General features: G+C 41.8%; 18 protein-coding genes. 11 read left to right on the forward strand and 7 right to left on the reverse strand.

The window, feature by feature from the left end; all coding sequences use genetic code 11:
* Nucleotides 1-90: 90 nt before the first annotated feature.
* On the reverse strand, nt 91-843 hold the full coding sequence (locus tag E7T07_RS00975) for a M48 family metallopeptidase (protein ID WP_135709066.1): 753 nt from the start codon (nt 841-843) through the stop codon (nt 91-93).
* Between the two features lie 111 nt (nt 844-954).
* On the opposite strand from E7T07_RS00975, the gene E7T07_RS00980 reads away from it, so the two are divergent.
* From E7T07_RS00980 to E7T07_RS01005, 6 genes are all read left to right on the forward strand, one after another.
* The gene (locus tag E7T07_RS00980; RefSeq protein ID WP_135709067.1) at nt 955-2,517 is read left to right on the forward strand and encodes a glycosyltransferase family 2 protein; all 1,563 of its coding nucleotides are present in this window, start codon (nt 955-957) and stop codon (nt 2,515-2,517) included.
* Between the two features lie 174 nt (nt 2,518-2,691).
* Nucleotides 2,692-2,937, forward strand: a complete 246-nt coding sequence (rpsP, locus tag E7T07_RS00985; RefSeq protein ID WP_135709068.1) for a 30S ribosomal protein S16 — start codon at nt 2,692-2,694, stop codon at nt 2,935-2,937.
* Nucleotides 2,938-2,967: 30 nt separating this feature from the next.
* Nucleotides 2,968-3,495, forward strand: coding sequence for a ribosome maturation factor RimM (rimM, locus tag E7T07_RS00990; RefSeq protein WP_135709069.1), 528 nt, complete (start codon nt 2,968-2,970; stop codon nt 3,493-3,495).
* 49 nt (nt 3,496-3,544) lie between these two features.
* A complete protein-coding gene (trmD, locus tag E7T07_RS00995; RefSeq protein ID WP_135709150.1) occupies nt 3,545-4,282 on the forward strand; it encodes a tRNA (guanosine(37)-N1)-methyltransferase TrmD in 738 nt (245 codons plus the stop codon).
* Nucleotides 4,283-4,318: 36 nt separating this feature from the next.
* Nucleotides 4,319-4,669, forward strand: coding sequence for a 50S ribosomal protein L19 (gene rplS, locus E7T07_RS01000; protein WP_115637077.1), 351 nt, complete (start codon nt 4,319-4,321; stop codon nt 4,667-4,669).
* 144 nt (nt 4,670-4,813) lie between these two features.
* Entirely contained in the window at nt 4,814-6,190 is a 1,377-nt protein-coding gene (locus E7T07_RS01005; protein WP_135709070.1) for a GntP family permease, read from the forward strand.
* Between the two features lie 76 nt (nt 6,191-6,266).
* Here the strand turns inward: E7T07_RS01005 and rraA are convergent, their stop codons facing one another.
* Together rraA and E7T07_RS01015 are read right to left on the reverse strand one after the other, a co-directional pair.
* A complete protein-coding gene (gene rraA, locus E7T07_RS01010) occupies nt 6,267-6,767 on the reverse strand; it encodes a ribonuclease E activity regulator RraA (protein ID WP_135709071.1) in 501 nt (166 codons plus the stop codon).
* Between the two features lie 132 nt (nt 6,768-6,899).
* Complete coding sequence (locus E7T07_RS01015) at nt 6,900-7,805, reverse strand: 1,4-dihydroxy-2-naphthoate polyprenyltransferase (RefSeq protein WP_135709072.1); 906 nt, start codon at nt 7,803-7,805, stop codon at nt 6,900-6,902.
* An 80-nt stretch (nt 7,806-7,885) separates the two neighbouring features.
* Between E7T07_RS01015 and tsaA the strand changes: the two genes are divergently transcribed.
* The 3 genes from tsaA to purB all read left to right on the forward strand — a co-directional run bounded on the left by tsaA (nt 7,886) and on the right by purB (nt 10,655).
* Complete coding sequence (gene tsaA, locus E7T07_RS01020; protein WP_135709073.1) at nt 7,886-8,596, forward strand: tRNA (N6-threonylcarbamoyladenosine(37)-N6)-methyltransferase TrmO; 711 nt, start codon at nt 7,886-7,888, stop codon at nt 8,594-8,596.
* Nucleotides 8,597-8,657: 61 nt separating this feature from the next.
* Entirely contained in the window at nt 8,658-9,272 is a 615-nt protein-coding gene (gene hflD / locus E7T07_RS01025; protein WP_135709074.1) for a high frequency lysogenization protein HflD, read from the forward strand.
* Between the two features lie 15 nt (nt 9,273-9,287).
* Entirely contained in the window at nt 9,288-10,655 is a 1,368-nt protein-coding gene (gene purB / locus E7T07_RS01030) for an adenylosuccinate lyase (protein ID WP_135709075.1), read from the forward strand.
* Between the two features lie 35 nt (nt 10,656-10,690).
* On the opposite strand, the gene E7T07_RS01035 is transcribed toward purB, so the two are convergent.
* The 3 genes from E7T07_RS01035 to E7T07_RS01045 all read right to left on the reverse strand — a co-directional run bounded on the left by E7T07_RS01035 (nt 10,691) and on the right by E7T07_RS01045 (nt 14,293).
* On the reverse strand, nt 10,691-10,939 hold the full coding sequence (locus E7T07_RS01035) for a helix-turn-helix domain-containing protein (protein WP_135709076.1): 249 nt from the start codon (nt 10,937-10,939) through the stop codon (nt 10,691-10,693).
* Between the two features lie 80 nt (nt 10,940-11,019).
* Nucleotides 11,020-12,345: an ATP-dependent RNA helicase SrmB gene (gene srmB / locus E7T07_RS01040; protein WP_135709151.1), complete on the reverse strand. Its 1,326-nt coding sequence runs from the start codon at nt 12,343-12,345 to the stop codon at nt 11,020-11,022.
* Between the two features lie 283 nt (nt 12,346-12,628).
* On the reverse strand, nt 12,629-14,293 hold the full coding sequence (locus E7T07_RS01045; protein WP_135709077.1) for a putative transporter: 1,665 nt from the start codon (nt 14,291-14,293) through the stop codon (nt 12,629-12,631).
* A 165-nt stretch (nt 14,294-14,458) separates the two neighbouring features.
* On the opposite strand from E7T07_RS01045, the gene E7T07_RS01050 reads away from it, so the two are divergent.
* Entirely contained in the window at nt 14,459-16,243 is a 1,785-nt protein-coding gene (locus tag E7T07_RS01050; RefSeq protein ID WP_135709078.1) for an ABC transporter ATP-binding protein/permease, read from the forward strand.
* Between the two features lie 128 nt (nt 16,244-16,371).
* Nucleotides 16,372-16,650 carry a hypothetical protein gene (locus E7T07_RS01055; protein WP_135709079.1) on the forward strand — a complete coding sequence of 93 codons (279 nt, stop codon included), beginning with the start codon at nt 16,372-16,374 and terminating at the stop codon, nt 16,648-16,650.
* Nucleotides 16,651-16,804: 154 nt separating this feature from the next.
* On the opposite strand, the gene E7T07_RS01060 is transcribed toward E7T07_RS01055, so the two are convergent.
* Nucleotides 16,805-17,062, reverse strand: a complete 258-nt coding sequence (locus E7T07_RS01060; RefSeq protein WP_135709080.1) for a SemiSWEET family transporter — start codon at nt 17,060-17,062, stop codon at nt 16,805-16,807.
* Nucleotides 17,063-17,262 lie beyond the last annotated feature (200 nt).

Genomic DNA, 17,262 nt, shown 5'->3' on the forward strand with positions numbered 1-17,262 from the left:
ATGTCATGTTGCACTAGTACAAGGCGGTCGTTGAGTTTGCCGAAAAATAAGTCCTGTGCAGTCAACGCTGAATAAGAAAATAATATCTCACTATATTCTAGGCTTGTAATATTTCATCGCTTCTGGCAATAAGCGCTGTAAGTTTTCTTGGCGAGATTCATCGCTTGGGTGAGTAGAGAAAATACCACCGCCGCCAGAACCTGACGCTGCTTGCATTTTTTTCCATAAGTTTGGCGCGGCTTGAGGGTTGTAGCCTGATTTTGCCATTAAAATTAAGCCCACTTCATCGGCTTCTGTTTCATTGCTACGGCTGTAAGGCATATCTACGCCTAATTGAACGCCTGTGCTGATTAATCCGCCTGTGTCCGCTCCGATGGCGACAGAAACAGCAGCATCCGCAACTGTGCCGAGAATGCTGGTGGCGATACCTAAATTTTGCGCAGATTTACTATGTTCTTGCAACGCATGCGCCATTTCGTGCCCCATCACGACCGCAATTTCATCATCTGTTAACTTTAATTTTTCCACTAATCCTGTGTAGAACATCATTTTTCCACCCGCCATTGCCCAAGCGTTCAATTCATCGCTTTTGACCACGGTCATACGCCAATTGAATTTTTCCCCGGTTTTGTTTTCTTGGTCGGCATAAGGCACCATGGTACGGAAGATGGTTTGGATGCGTTTGGCTGTTGGTGAGTTGTAATCTACAAGGTTTTTATCTTGCGCTTGTTTGACGACAGAAGCGTAATCGCCTTCGGCTTGTTGATTCATTTGTGCGCTTGATATACAAGCTGCCAGCAAAGCTACCGCGCAAAGTGCGGTCAGTTTTTTCATTGTTTTCATAACATTACCTTTAATGAGAATGATTTGGCGATTATAAAGGTTATTGGTTGGTTTTGCTATAAAGTGCGGTTAAAATAGCGAGCATATTAACCGCACTTTATAGAGAATACTATGAGCAAAATCCCTGTTTCTGTCACGATGTTAGTGAAAAATGCTGAGAAGTATTTGCCGGCTGTGTTAACGGCGTTGGCAGATTTTGATGAAATTATTTTATTGGATAACGGGTCAACCGATAAAACCTTAACTATCGCTGAGCAGTTTGATAATGTGAGCATTCATTTTCACGAGTTCAACGGTTTTGGGCCGATGAAAAATTTAGCGGCTGGTTTTGCGCGTAATGATTGGATTATTAATATTGACAGCGATGAGATTTTCCCGGCGGAGTTGGTGAATGAAATTCGTCTGTTGAATTTTGCGGATGTGAATAAGGTGTATTCCATTTTACGTATTAATCATTATCGTGGCAAACCGATTAAAACCTGTGGTTGGTATCCTGATTATGTGAAACGTTTATACAATCGCACTGTGGTGACGTTTAATAATAAACAGGTTCACGAATGCTTAGAGATTCCGCCGAATGTGGAATTGGTGAGATTGCAGCATAGTTTTAATCATTATTCCTTTGATAGTGCGGTGGGATTAATCAATAAAATGCAGCAATACACATCGCTGTTTGCGGAACAACAAAAATTCCGCAAACGCGCGTCAGTACTTTCTGCCATTGGACATGGGCTGTCGGGATTTGTTAAAAATTATTTGTTAAAACGCGGGTTTATGTCGGGGGCTGACGGTTTTGTGATTAGCTTTGCGAACGCCAGCGGTGCCTATTATAAATACGTGAAATTAGCGGAAGCCAATCAGGCGTTAACCACATCATTAATTATTACCACTTATAATCGCCCTGACGCGTTGCAATTGGTGCTGAATTCTGTGCTGGCGCAGCGTGTTTTGCCTGATGAAGTGATTGTGGCAGATGATGGTTCGAGAGAAGAGACCAAAGCGGTGATTGATGCGTTTGCGGCGCGTTGTCCTGTGCCGGTGAAGCACGCTTGGCAACCTGATGACGGTTTTCGTTTGGCAGAATCGCGCAATCGTGCATTGGCAATGGCGAGCTGTGATTATGTGGTGATTATTGATGGCGATATGGTGATGCATCCTGAGTTTATTGCCGATCATAAAAATGCGGCGAAAAAAGGTGTTTATGTGCAAGGTGGACGTATTGTTTTACCTGAAGCAAAAACAGCAGAATTATTGTCCGCACTTGATTGCTATCGCCCGTTGAAATGGTATGAAAAAGGCTTGGAAAAACGATTTGAAAAACGCTTTTCCGCAATTCATAGTCCTTTGTTAGCCAATGTTTTGTTGAAAAAAGAAAAGCGTCATTATTATAAAAATATCCGTGGTTGTAATATGGGCTTTTTCCGTGAAGATGCTTTGGCAATTAATGGATTTAATAATGACTTTGTGGGTTGGGGGCGTGAAGATAGTGAATTTGTGGCGCGTTTCTTTAATAACGGCGGCAAAATTGCCACGATTAAATTTGCCGCCATTGCTTATCATTTGTGGCACAACGAAGCCCCGCGCGCATCATTGCCTGAAAATGATCGTTTGCTGGAAAATGCTATGAAAAATGGCGTGATTCGCGCGGAAAATGGGGTGGCGGAAATTCGTTAAAATTTAACCGCACTTTTGTCATAAAAGCAGAACAAACACCACATAAATCTTGATTTTTAGCCCGAAAAATGTATAATTCTCGGGCTTTTTGTCTATATATACAGAGAAAAAAGTAAGCATTCCTGCTCCTTCGATGCAGGTTTTCTTTTATTATTAAATACTTAGAGGAAGGTTATGGTAACCATTCGTTTAACTCGTGGCGGAGCTAAAAAACGCCCATTTTATCAAATCGTTGTAGCAGATAGCCGTTCACCACGTGACGGTCGTTTTATCGAACGTATTGGCTTTTTCAACCCATTAGCAGCAGGTCAAGCTGAACGTTTACGTATCGATTTAGATCGCGTTAACCACTGGGTTGGTCAAGGCGCATCTTTATCAGATCGCGTTTCTGCATTAGTAAAAGAAGCGAAAAAAGCTTAATTTCTAATCTAAACGATAATAGGTGAAAACATGGAACAACAACGCATTGAAGTAGTCGGCAAATTAGGCTCAACTTACGGTATTCGTGGTTGGTTGCGTGTTTATTCATCAACAGAATATGAAGAAAGCATTTTTGATTATCAGCCTTGGTTTTTAAAAATTAAAGGTCAATGGCAGCAAACTGAGATCGAAAGCTGGAAACATCATAATCACGAGTTGATCGTAAAGTTGAAAAATGTCAACGAACGTGAAACCGCACAAACGCTCGCCAATGTTGAAATTGGTGTAGATTTGTCTGTTTTCCCGGAATTGGAAGAGGGCGATTTCTATTGGCACGATTTAATCGGTTGCCAAGTCGTGAATTTGCAAGGCTACCAAATGGGCACGGTGCGTGAAATGATGGAAACAGGCTCAAATGATGTCTTGGTTGTGCGCGCTAATGCAAAAGATGCTTTCGGTAAACAAGAGCGTTTAATTCCGTTCTTGTATGAACAAGTAGTTAAAAGAGTCGATCTCACCACAAAGACGATTGAAGTGGATTGGGACGCTGGTTTCTAATCTCAGGTATGCGGTTGCGCTTTAGTATTAGCATTTTGGAATGAACAATATGAAGTTAGGGATCGTCACCCTGTTTCCCGAAATGTTTAAAGCAATCACCGAATTTGGGGTAACAGGACGAGCTGTAAAACAACATCTCTTAGATGTGCGTTGCTATAATCCCCGTGATTATACGCATGATAAGCACAAAACTGTGGACGATCGCCCTTATGGTGGTGGGCCGGGTATGTTGATGATGGTACAACCATTGCGTGATGCCATTTTACATGCTAAAGCAGAGATAGGGGATGAGGCGAAAGTCATTTATCTTTCGCCGCAAGGACGTAAACTTGAGCAATCCGGCGTAAAAGAGCTCTCACTAAATGAAAAAATGATTTTAGTGTGTGGACGTTACGAAGGAATTGATGAGCGATTGATTCAAACTGAAATTGATGAAGAATGGTCAATCGGGGATTACGTTCTAACAGGTGGGGAATTACCTGCGATGACGTTAATTGACGCGGTCGCAAGATTTATCCCCGGGGTATTAGGCAAACAGGCATCCGCAGAAGAAGATTCCTTTGCTGACGGCTTATTAGATTGCCCACATTATACCCGACCTGAAGTGTTAGACGGTTTGACTGTGCCTCCTGTGCTGATGTCGGGCAATCATGAAGAAATTCGCAAATGGCGATTAAAACAATCTCTTGAGCGAACATGGTTACGGCGCCCTGAGCTACTGGAAGAACTAGCTCTGACTGACGAACAAAAGAAACTGTTAAAAGAAATTAAATCCGCTAACAGTTAATTCAGTTTAATCTAGTTAATTATTAAAGGTTTAAAAATGAGCAACATCATTAAACAACTTGAAGACGAACAATTAAAACAAAACGTACCTAGCTTCCGTCCAGGTGACACATTAGAAGTTAAAGTATGGGTAGTTGAAGGTTCTAAAAAACGTTTGCAAGCATTCGAAGGCGTGGTTATCGCAATTCGTAACCGCGGTTTGCACTCTGCATTCACTTTACGTAAAGTATCAAACGGTACTGGCGTTGAGCGTGTTTTCCAAACTCACTCACCGGCAATCGACAGCATTTCTGTGAAACGTAAAGGTGCAGTACGTAAAGCGAAACTTTACTACTTACGTGAGCGTTCAGGTAAATCTGCACGTATCAAAGAACGTCTTGGCGCGTAATCTTCGGATTAGCGTACAAAAGGCTCGGCGTGATCCGAGCCTTTTGTTTTTCCCCTTTTTATTTCATATTGTGATCCACTTCTAATTTTTCTTTTTTCAGCTTTGGTAATATGCATCTAAATTCACATTAAAAAGGAGTTTAGTATGAGTGGTATTGCTTTAATCATTAGCTTTGTCATCGCCATTGCTATTATGATTTGGATGATTTCAAAACTCAAAGTCCATCCTTTCCTTGCCTTAATGACCATTTCTCTTGCGCTTGCTTTGGTTGCGGGTATTGATCTTGCCAAAATCCCCGCGATGATCGGTGATGGTTTTAGTGGAACATTTAAAAGCATTGGTATCGTTATTATCTTTGGTGCCATTATCGGTACGGTGCTGGAGAAAACAGGGGCGGCGCTCAAATTAGCGGATATGGTTGTCAATGTGGTGGGCAAAAAACGTCCTGAATTGGCAATGCTGATTATGGGTTGGGTTGTGGGGATTCCCGTATTTTGTGATAGCGGATTTGTGGTGCTTAACCCCATTCGGGAAGCGTTGCGCCGTAAAATTGCCGCCAACCCCGTTGGTATGGCGGTGGCATTGAGTGGTGGTTTATATGCATCACATGTATTTATTCCACCAACTCCCGGCCCGATTGCTGCTGCCGGTGCTGTCGGTGTTGGTAATAACTTACTGCTTGTTATTTTAATGGGTGCCGTGGTGTCTATTCCTGTGTTAAGTGCGGTCTATATTTTTGCCAAATATATCGGAAAACGCGTGCAACTAGATGAAGCCAATGCCGATGCTGTGATTTCACAAAGTTATGAAGAACTCATTCAACATTACGGCAAATTGCCAAGTGGTTTCTTAAGCCTTGCACCGATTTTAATGCCGATTATTTTTATGGCATTGGGTTCTATTGGTAAAATCATCGGGGTGGGCGGTTCAATCGGCACCTTAGTTCAATTCCTTGGTAATCCCATTATTGCTTTAGCGGTAGGTGTGGTTTTTGCCGTCTTCTTATTGGTTAATACGAATAAAATAAGTGAATTCAATGAGTTAACCAATGAAACCTTAAAAATTGTTGGCCCAATCTTATTTATTACTGCAGCAGGCGGTGTGTTAGGTAAAGTGATTACCGTGGCGGGTTTTGTGGAATTTATCAAACAAAATGCGCAAGTAATTAGTATGGCAGGTATTTTCTTCCCATTCTTAATTTCCGCTATTTTGAAAACTGCGCAAGGTAGCTCAACGGTAGCAATTATTACAACAGCGTCTATTATGGGCATGTACACCAGTGGCGATAGTATTATGGCAGTGCTTGGTTTTACCACAGAAATGGCAGCGGCTCTTGTGGTCATGGCGATTGCGGCAGGTGCCATGTGTGTGTCTCACGCGAACGACAGTTACTTCTGGGTGGTGACTAACTTCGGTAAAATGACGCCACAACAAGGTTATCGCACACAAACAGCCATGACATTTATCATGGGCGCTGTGGGAATGATGACGGTGTATGTGTTGTCGTTGATTTTATTGTAACCAGATAGGGTTGATAGGCTCTTATTAGCATAAAGCGCGGTTAAACTTGACCGCGCTTTGATGTGATTATATTGAATTATTCTTCATTTAATTCGTTTAAGTCCAATTCTTCTTGTGAAAGAATGATCCCAGTTAGATCGGCATAAACATAATCTTCAGGGAAGAAAGTCACACCACCAAAATTCACAGGGACATCACTTTCCCCTTGAGTTGATTCATCGGCGCCAACAGGAATTGGTGCGAGAGCTTGGATACCGATATCAATATGCTCTAAGTCTGCGATTTGGCGTACTGCACCAAAAACCACGATGCCTTCCCAATGATTATCTGCGGCAAGCTGTGCTAAATCTGCATCAATTAATGCACGGCGTACGGCACCACCACCGTCCACCACTAAAACTCGACCCGCACCATCTTCGCTCAGGATTTCTTCAATTAATCCATTATTTTCAAAACATTTTACCGTAGTAACTTTGCCACAAAAGCTATTATTACCGCCAAAGCTGGAAAAGATCGGTTCAACCACATCAACTTGGTCGAGATAAATATCACAGAGTTCAGAAGTATCAATACGCATAGGAATATCCTTTTGAAATTATTTCTATTTCACCGAACTTCGTAGGGACAGGGTTTATCCCTGTCCAAGAGAATACATTCCATCAAAATTCAGCGATTTAAAATGCCTTATTATTTACCTAGTATATGCCTGTTACGGCAGAATTAGCAAGCCTAAACTAAATAGAACCGTGCTAATTAATGCTAACATAGACATTTTTCCCAGCATTGGGCGTAATGCTATTGGCTCTTTATTGATATAAACAAAACGTGCGTGTTTTGCGAGTAATAGTGCAATCAGAGCAATGATAGCCAGCAGCAAAGGTTTGTGCTGTAAGGCAAAAATACCATAACAAATCACCGCACTTGCTAATAAAACACAATGATATTTGCGTCCATTCTCCGCACCAATGCGCACGATTAAGGTGTTTTTTCCGGCTTTTTTATCTTGTTCAATATCTCGTAGGTTATTGATATTTAAAACTGCGGTGGAAAGAAAACCACAGGCTGCCGCCGGTAGAAAAATATCGGCACTCAGGCTATGAGCTTGTAAATAATACGTGCCACATACGGCTAATAAGCCGAAAAAAAGAAAAACAGAAATATCGCCTAAGCCTAAATAGCCATAAGGTTTTTTGCCTACGGTATAGGTAATTGCTGCCACAATGGCAAGAATGCCAAGCACAGCAAAAGCGATTAAATCATTGATGCTTTCATACGACAAGGCAATGAGTGAGGCACCAGAAATAAAGCTAGCAACAATGACGGCAATAAGCCCATTACGAAGTTGAGTGGCAGTAAGCTTACCTTGTTGAATACCGCGCAAAGGCCCGATACGTTCTGAGGTGTCTGAACCTTTTTGATGATCACCGTAATCATTAGCAAAGTTAGAGACGATTTGTAGCAAGGTCGCGGTTAACAAGCAAAGAACCGTAATGCCTAAATGGAATTGCCCACGCCATTGAGCAAGAGCTGAACCCGTAAGAATAATTGCCACAGCAAGGGGTAAGGTTTTTGGTCGAGCCGTTTCGAACCAGGTTTTTAATGTTGGATTTGCCATAAATTTCTTCAAAAATTGACCGCACTTGTCTGCGGTTTCAGGTATGATAAGGTCACGAATTTTAACATAGAACGAAAACAATGTCTGATCTGACTTTAACGCCTGTGGCAATTATTCATACTCCGTACAAGGAAAAATTCTCTGTGCCGCGTCAAGCGAATTTAGTGCAAGATGGTACTGGTATAGTGGAATTATTGCCGCCATACAATACCCCTGAAGCAGTGCGCGGTTTGGAACAATTTTCCCATATTTGGCTGATTTTCCAGTTTGATAAAATCCTCACCGGGAAATGGCAACCAACGGTGCGTCCACCACGTTTAGGGGGCAATCAGCGTATTGGTGTTTTTGCCTCGCGCGCAACTCATCGCCCCAATCCTTTGGGATTATCCAAAGTCGCACTAAAACAAATTGAATGTCGTGATGGCAAGGTGTTACTGCATTTAGGCTCCGTCGATTTAGTGGATGGCACGCCGATTTTTGATATTAAGCCTTATATTGCTTATGCCGATAGTGAACCCCATGCACAATCAGGCTTTGCACAAGAAAAACCACAGACCCATTTGAACGTGATTTTTTCTGAGGCGGCGCAAAGTGCGGTGCAAAAACAGGTAAAATTGCGACCGCACTTTCAGCGGTTTATCACGGAAGTCTTACAACAGGATCCTCGCCCGGCGTATCAGCAAGGGCAATATAATGAGAGGATTTATGGTGTGAATTTGTACGAATTTAATGTGCGTTTTCAATTTGTCGATGAAAACACGGTTTGCGTGATCGATATTGAACGAGTTTAAGTGCCAATTTTGCTAAAACTATGCTAAAATCCACCGCACTTTGAAACCAGATAAATAGAATATGGCAAACGATTACCATAACATTGCATTATCACTTGCAGGCGTATGTCAAGCTGCTCATTTAGTGCAGCAATTCGCCCATAGCGGTCAAGCAGACAAAAATGCTTTTGACACATCAATGAATAGTTTATTAAAAACATCGCCAACTAGCGTGTTAGATGTTTATGGTAATGATACGGCAAATTTAAAGTTAGGGTTAAAAAGCTTATTAGAACAGCTAAATGGCGAAAATGTTGAGTTGGCTCGTTATTGGTTAGGCTTATTAGCTTTATCAGGTAAATTAGCTAAAAATGCTGATGCCAAAGCAGAATTAGCGCGTCGTATTCAATATTTACCTACGCAATTAGAATTTCATCAGTTATTTGATGATGAAATGCTCAATATTATTGCCACCATTTACACTGACATTATTAGCCCTTTAGGTAAGCGGCTTTTAGTGCAAGGTAAGCCCTTATATTTGAGCCAAGAGAAAATTCAAAATCGTATTCGCGCGTGTTTACTTGCCGGCATTCGTTCTGCTCTGTTATGGCAACAAGTGGGCGGTTCAAAATGGCAAATTCTTTTCTCGCGCCGTAAGATTTTCAATGCGGCACAAGCTATCTACAATTCACTTTAATCGGAGTAAATTCCTATGCAACTCAATGCGTTAACAGCAATTTCCCCAATCGATGGACGTTATCAAGATAAAGCGACCGCACTTCGTGGTATTTTTAGCGAATTCGGGTTATTAAAATTCCGCGTCACGGTGGAAGTGCGTTGGTTACAAAAATTAGCGGCTACGGCAGAAATCAAAGAAGTGCCTGTATTATCGGCACAAGCGAACGATTATTTAAATCAAATTGTCGCCAATTTCAGCATTGAAGATGCTCAACGCATTAAAGAAATTGAACGTACTACAAACCACGATGTAAAAGCGGTGGAATACTTTTTAAAAGAAAAATCCACCGCACTTCCAGAGCTCGAAGCGGTATCAGAATTTATCCACTTCGCTTGTACATCGGAAGATATTAACAACCTTTCCCATGCGTTGATGTTAAAAACGGCACGTGAAGAAGTGCTTACACCGGAATGGCAAAGTTTGATTGATGAAATCACACGTCTTGCCAATGAATATAAAGACATTCCATTATTGTCGCGTACTCATGGTCAGCCGGCGTCGCCTTCTACCGTAGGGAAAGAAATGGCGAATGTGGTGTATCGCTTACGCCGTCAGTTCAAACAACTACAAAATATTGAGGTGTTAGGCAAAATTAACGGCGCAGTGGGGAACTACAATGCCCATTTAAGTGCTTATCCTGATATTGACTGGCATAAATTTAGCGAAGAATTTGTGACTTCATTAGGCATTACCTGGAACCCGTACACCACTCAAATTGAACCGCACGATTACATTGCAGAGTTCTTCGATTGCGTGGTACGTTTCAACACCATTATTATCGACTTTGACCGCGATTTATGGGGCTATATCGCATTAAATCACTTCAAACAACGCACTATCGCCGGTGAAATCGGTTCATCTACCATGCCGCATAAAGTGAACCCAATCGATTTTGAAAACTCAGAGGGTAACTTAGGCGTGGCAAACGCAGTAATGACACACTTAGGTCAAAAATTACCAATTTCACGTTGGCAACGCGACTTAACTGATTCAACAGTATTGCGTAACTTAGGTGTCGGTTTAGGTTATTGCTTAATTGCTTATGCGGCAACACGCAAAGGTATCAGCAAATTAGAAGTGAACGAACAACACTTACGCGATGAATTAAACCAAAACTGGGAAGTGTTAGCCGAACCAATCCAAACGGTTATGCGCCGTTATGGTATTGAAAAACCATACGAAAAACTGAAAGAGTTAACGCGCGGCAAACGTGTGGACGAACAAGCAATGCGCGAATTTGTGGAAAAATTAGAGATTCCAGCGGAAGAAAAAGCGCGTTTACAACAATTAACCCCAGCAACCTATATTGGTGATGCGGTGAAATTGGTGGAAAAACTGTAGATAAAAAATAAGGGGCATACTGCTGTATGTCCCTTTTAAATTAACGCTTCTAATTGCGTAATCACTGCTTTAGGATCTAATTCTAAGGCGTGGCAATATTCAATAAATTCAAATACATCCAAACGGCGATCGCCCGTTTCAATTTTCCCGATCACAGAGTAAACCACCCCCATTCTCTCCGCCAATGCGCGTTGAGATAAGCCTAACTGTTGTCGTTGCGTAATAAATAAATGACGCAATGCCTGCTGTTCTGCAGAATGAATGGATGCTCTTAATGTTTTCATTGTACCTATGCTTCAGGTCTGTAATAAATTAATCCAAAGAAAGCCCCATGACTTGCATGGGGCTTGTTATATCAAGCAAATTAACTGTTTTCCAGTTCCGCTTTCGGTTTGCGGCGTTTGCCGATATTTTTGGTGTCTTTGTGGCGCAATTTGATTTTTTTCTTTTGTTCCGCTTTTTTCTTTTCCGCCAATTTTTCTTTTTTGCGTGCTTTAGCTTTTTTCGACACGGTTTTGATTTCGCCGTCTTTTGGTGGGCTGGTGCGTGGTTCTAAGCCTTCAATAATGCGCGGTTTGAGTGCTTCTTCGGTGTAACGTTTGATTTTGCCGAGTAAGCGATAATCGTGACCTTCAACAAAAGAAACAGCTGTCCCTTTTTTACCTGCACGCGCAGTGCGCCCAATGCGGTGCAAATAAGTGTCCGCACTGTAAGGCAAATCGAAATTCATTACGTGGCTCACATCATCAATATCAATACCGCGCGCTGCCACATCCGTTGCCACCAAAATGGTCACCACGCCATTTTTCAGCTTATCGATGGCATTATTACGTTGTGTTTGTGCCATTTCCCCTTCTAAATAGGTAGAACGAATACCGCGCTTGCGCAAGGTTTCTGAAATTTCGCGCACGTCTTCACGGCGGCGCGCAAATAAAATCCCTTTGCTGACGTTTTCTTGGGCAACAAAACGCGCGACCAGCTTAATTTTGTGTTCTACGCTGTCTGCATGATAGTACCATTGATTAATTTTTTTGCGCTCACGGCGACTAGGTTCGGCGTCCACTTTCACGGGGTCATTTAAAATACGTTCCGCAAAATCCGTTAACAATTCGCCTTCAAGGGTGGCAGAAAATAGTAGGGTTTGCTTGCGCCAACGGGTTTCCGCTGAAATTTTTTCCGCATCTTGCCCAAATCCCATTTGTAACATTCTGTCCGCTTCGTCAAAAATCAGCATTTCTACCGCGCGGCAGTCAAAGTTTTCTTCTTTGATGTATTGCAAGAGACGCCCTGGGGTCGCCACGACAATATCTTGATTTTTATTAAACACTTCACCGTGGTTTTGATAGGCAACACCGCCTGTAATGGTGGCGATACTGAGTTTGGTAAATTGCGCCAATTCTTCAGCTTGTTCCGCCACTTGCATGGCTAATTCACGGGTTGGGGTTAAGATCAAAATGCGTGGTGCGCCAGGTTTGCGGCGTGGGTAATCCAATAAATGTTGAATGGCCGGAATTAAAAATGCCGCGGTTTTCCCAGTGCCGGTAGGCGCAGAGCCTAACACATCTTGCTCTTCCATTGCTGCGGGAATAGCTTCTAATTGAATTGCCGTTGGACGGGTATAGCCTTTTTGGGCTAAGGCTTTGAGTAATTCGGGTGATAAGTCAAAATCGTCAAAGATAGGTTGTGACATAAAGTTCTCGATATAAATAGACTGTGTAAAATTGGGCGAAATTATACCGCACTTTCCGCCTGTCGTGGGCGAAAAAGTGCGGTTGATTTTGGGAAGGTTTTGTGCACGTTTTTCGATGTTATGTAGCCGTTGCCCAAGACGGTCGTTGAGCTTGTCGAAACGTAAGTCTTGGGCAGTCACTGAAATGTCTTATGGTTCGACAAGCTCACCAACCGTGGTTCGACAAGCTCACCAACCGCCATTTCAGTTTTGTGCAAGTACTACATAATACCGTCTGTCTAAATCACGCCATTGTCCACAGTAAAATAGCCAGCAACTGTGGCGAAATGATCCGCAAGAACATCACTAAAGGATAAACGGTGGCGTAGGAAAGTGCTGACGCGCCGCTTTCTTCTTTAATCGCATTAGCGAAAGCAAGGGCTGGCGGATCCGTCATGGAACCCGCGAGTAAACCGCAGATGCTGAGATAATTCATATTGGCATATAAGCGCGCCAAAATGCCGACTGCCATCAGTGGCACAAAGGTAATTAAGGCACCATAGCCCATCCATTCTAAACCGCTGCCGTTCATCAATGTATCCACAAAGTTACCGCCTGATTTTAAGCCGACTACGGATAAGAACAAAACAATGCCGATTTCGCGTAAGGCAAGGTTAGCACTTGGTGGCATGAACCAGTAGAGTTTTCCGATAGAGCCAATACGCGCCAAAATTAAGGCAACCACTAACGGCCCACCTGCCAAACCTAATTTTAATGCCACAGGGAAGCCAGGAATATGAATCGGTAAAGAGCCTAATAACACCCCTAAACCAATACCGATAAAGACCGGTAGCATTTGCACTTGTTGCAATTTAGATTGCGCGTTACCCAAAACGGCGATGGCACTATCCATCATATCCGCATTGCCCACAATATGTAGTACGTCACCAAATTGTAGGGTGGAATTTGCCGTTGGTACCAGTTCAACCCCTGCACGGTTTAGGCGCGAAATCATAATGCCGTATTTTTGGTGAATGGCTAAAGTGCGGATTTTTTTGCCTAACACATTTTCATTGGTCACCACCACGCGTTCCGAGCGAATGGTACCGGTGTGGAATTGGCTTTTTTCCACTTCGATTTCTGTCCCCACAATGAGTTGCATTTTGCGCAAACTTTTTGGATCGCCCACTAAATGCAACAAGTCATTAAGATGAATTTCTGTGTCAGCTTGTGGTACACAAATTTCTTCTTCGCGTTTCAATCGCGTACAAACTACGTCTTTGGCGCCGTCAAAGCCTAAAATTTCTTTTAGTGCCAACCCGTCTAAGTTCGGGTTGTTCACTTTAAGGTTCATTTTTTTCAAGCTCTCTTTATCTTTGCCGGTTTCGCGATCAAATTGAGCTGCTTCTTCGTCAACTTTGACACGGAAGAATAAACGGACAAGCCACATGGAAAGCAAAATACCGCAAATCCCGAAAGGATAGGCGATAGCATAAGACATCCCCATGGTTTCGGTGATATTGGTCATTCCTAATTCAGCTAAAATTTGTTGCCCTGCACCAAGAGACGGCGTATTGGTTACCGCCCCCGAATAAATCCCTAAAATGACATCCAATGGGACATCGGCAAACTTATGTAGCAAGGCGACAATCACTGAGCCGAGTAACACGACCAATACCGCAAAGCCATTAAATTTTAGCCCTGATTTTCGCAGCGATGAGAAGAACCCCGGCCCCACCTGAATACCAATGGTATAAACAAAGAGAATTAAACCAAATTCTTGAATAAAATGAAGGGTGTGTGTATCTAATTTTAATCCATATTGATTGGTAAAATGAGACACCAAAATCCCACCGAATAACACACCGCCAATACCAAGACCTACGCCTTTAATTTTCCAATGGCCCATCCACAACCCGACAACCGCGACGAGTGCGAGTAAGCTCATTGTTATTGCCACATCTGACATAACTACCTACCTTGGGTGATAAAAATTCATTCAAACATTATAGCTATCTGATTGAAACAGCCAATAAGCAAGATCAAAAAGTGTAATCTTCGTCACATTTTTCTTGCACTTGATTAGGTTTTGCTGAAAAATAATCGCTTATTTTTTAACGGATTTGCAAATTTTATGAATTATTCTCAAGAATTATTAACGTCCCTATTTTGGATTGTAAAAGCGATGAGCATTACCGCGCTATTTTTCTCTTTTACGGTATGGGCGTTGGTTAAAACCACCCGTTGGGGGCATCAATTTTGGTTGTTAGCGCGCGGCTATCTTTTGCCGAAACGCAGCTTAAAACCCCTAACCTATTTTGTGGTGATCGTCTTTTTTAATTTGGTTTCAGTACGTTTGGATATTCTTTTTTCCGAATGGTACAAAGCCATGTACGATGCCTTGCAAAAAATGGATGCCAATGTCTTTTGGATCCAAATGGCGGTGTTCTCAGTTTTAGCGGCAGTGCATATTGGGAATATTTTGCTCACCTATTACTTAACCCAACGTTTTACGATTCAATGGCGCACTTGGTTAAATGAACAAATGGTGGAAAAATGGACACAAAACCAAGCCTATTACAAGTCGCAATATGTTTATAATCAATTAGATAATCCCGATCAACGTATTCAGCAAGATGTGCAATCTTTCGTCTCATCCTCTTTAAGTTTTGCTACAGGCGTGATTTCTTCTGCGGTTTCCATTGTGGCATTTACCCAAATTTTGTGGAATTTATCCGGGCCGATGACCATTTCAGGCGTCACCATTCCCCATGCGATGGTTTATTTAGTGTTTATTTATGTGCTCGTGACCAGTGTTATCGCCTTTAAAATCGGTCGCCCATTAATTCATTTAAATTTTGCTAACGAACGTTTAAACGCGAACTATCGTTATTCTTTAATCCGTGTGAAAGAATATGCGGAAAGCATTGCGTTTTTCCGCGGCGAGAAAATGGAAAAATCTGTGCTATTTAAACAATTTAATCAGGTTATCGATAACGTGTGGAAAATGGTGTATATGACCTTAAAACTCTCGGGTTTTAACGTAATGATGACCCAAATTTCCGTGATTTTTCCCTTTATTATTCAAGCCGGCCGTTATTTCAGTAACCAAATTCAGCTAGGGGATTTAATTCAAACTGCGCAATCTTTTGGTCGCGTTCAGTCGGCGCTTTCTTACTTCCGTAATGCTTACGATGATTTTACAGGCTATCGTGCGGTGCTTGATCGTTTAACCGGCTTTCATACGGCAATTACCCAAGCCACAGCCGAAAGCTGCGTTGTCATCAAAGACAGCGAAAGTGCGGTGATTTTTGATCAACTTTTTGTGAAAAAGCCAACGGGTGAGGTATTAATCAAAAATTTAAGTTTAACCTTACCGCAAGGCGCGTCTGTATTAATTAAAGGCCCATCAGGGGCAGGAAAAACCACATTATTGCGCACCCTTGCCGGCTTGTGGTCCTTCTCTGAAGGCACAGTGTCTTACCCTTTACATCAGGCGTTATTTTTATCGCAAAAACCGTATTTACCCCAAGGTCGTTTAATTGACGCCCTTTATTATCCGGCAGTTGCCCCTGACAATGTGAACTTAAATCAAGCGGCTGAAATTATGCGTGATGTGCAACTTGGACATTTAGCGGATAAATTGAAACAAGAAAATGACTGGACGCGCGTGCTATCTTTAGGCGAACAACAACGTTTATCTTTCGCGCGTATATTAATACACCAACCCGCCGTTGCCTTTTTAGATGAAGCAACTGCAAGTATGGACGAAGGCTTGGAAGATGCCATGTACCGCTTAGTGCGTGAACGCTTACCAAACACCAGCATAATCAGTGTCGGCCATCGTTCAACCTTACAAATACATCATCAACAACAGCTAGTGATTAATCCTGATAATCAGAGTTGGGCGTTGGTGTAAATATAGCGTAGTTATTTATCTGGTATAGCTCTAAATTTGTGATCTGTATTCCAAGATAACGATAAAATATTTGGCAAGTTCTTTAATAATGGAAAAATTCCATTTATTTCATTATTGGAGAACTTTCTATGTTATGGTTAAAACGTAAATTACTCCCTAATTTAAATCCATTTCGTCGCCCAATTAAAAAGGAAACTTTAGATGGTTGGGCTAAGGCATTTGAAGATGGCGCGAAGGTGTCATTGTTTACAATTCCAGTTGTATTTTATTCATCACCCGAGCCAATTTGGGTAAAAGCATTTACAGTAATAGGCTTGATTTTTTGCATATATTGGTGTCTAATTTTGACAAGATTTATACGTGAAAAACAAGAGATTTTTATGAAAGTTAAAGGAGAAGAAAGATGATTGGTGCAGTTTTATTTGTCGCTTTTTTTCCATTAGTTTTTTTGGCACTTTTGGTTTTATCTAATTGGGATTTGTTTTTTACAACAACCAACAATAAGCAATAAACATGTTAAAGCACGAGATTTTTTCTCGTGCTTTTTTATTTCAGAACTCATCACATCGCAGTAAAAAATGCCGTCAGTCCCAGTATCACCCCAGGTGGATTGGCAAGTGCAACAGGATAGTCTCGTTTTTCTTTCATTAAACCGTAGGTTACCCATAAGAAACAGTTAATGGCGGTGGCGATAGGTTGAATTAATCCCCCTTTCATTCCAGCCAAATTGAGATTAATTTGTTCTAAATAAGACACGTACATGCATACGGCGGTGAAGGTGGCGATCCAGCCTAAAATAGATAAATAACGTTCGTTCATTTGCTCTCCTAAAATTTAAAAAAATGTAGCATTCAATAATTTAATCTATATTATTATGCTACATAAATATTTTTTTTGGGTGTCAAATTCAAAGGGTTTTTAATGATTTTTTTGTAGCTTGATTATATGATTTTGTTGGCATCGATATACAATTTGGGTTGTACCGAACAACTGATTTTAGCGAGAAATACGTTGTTTTT

The organism is Actinobacillus porcinus, assembly GCF_901764995.1.
GTDB lineage: Bacteria > Pseudomonadota > Gammaproteobacteria > Enterobacterales > Pasteurellaceae > Exercitatus > Exercitatus porcinus.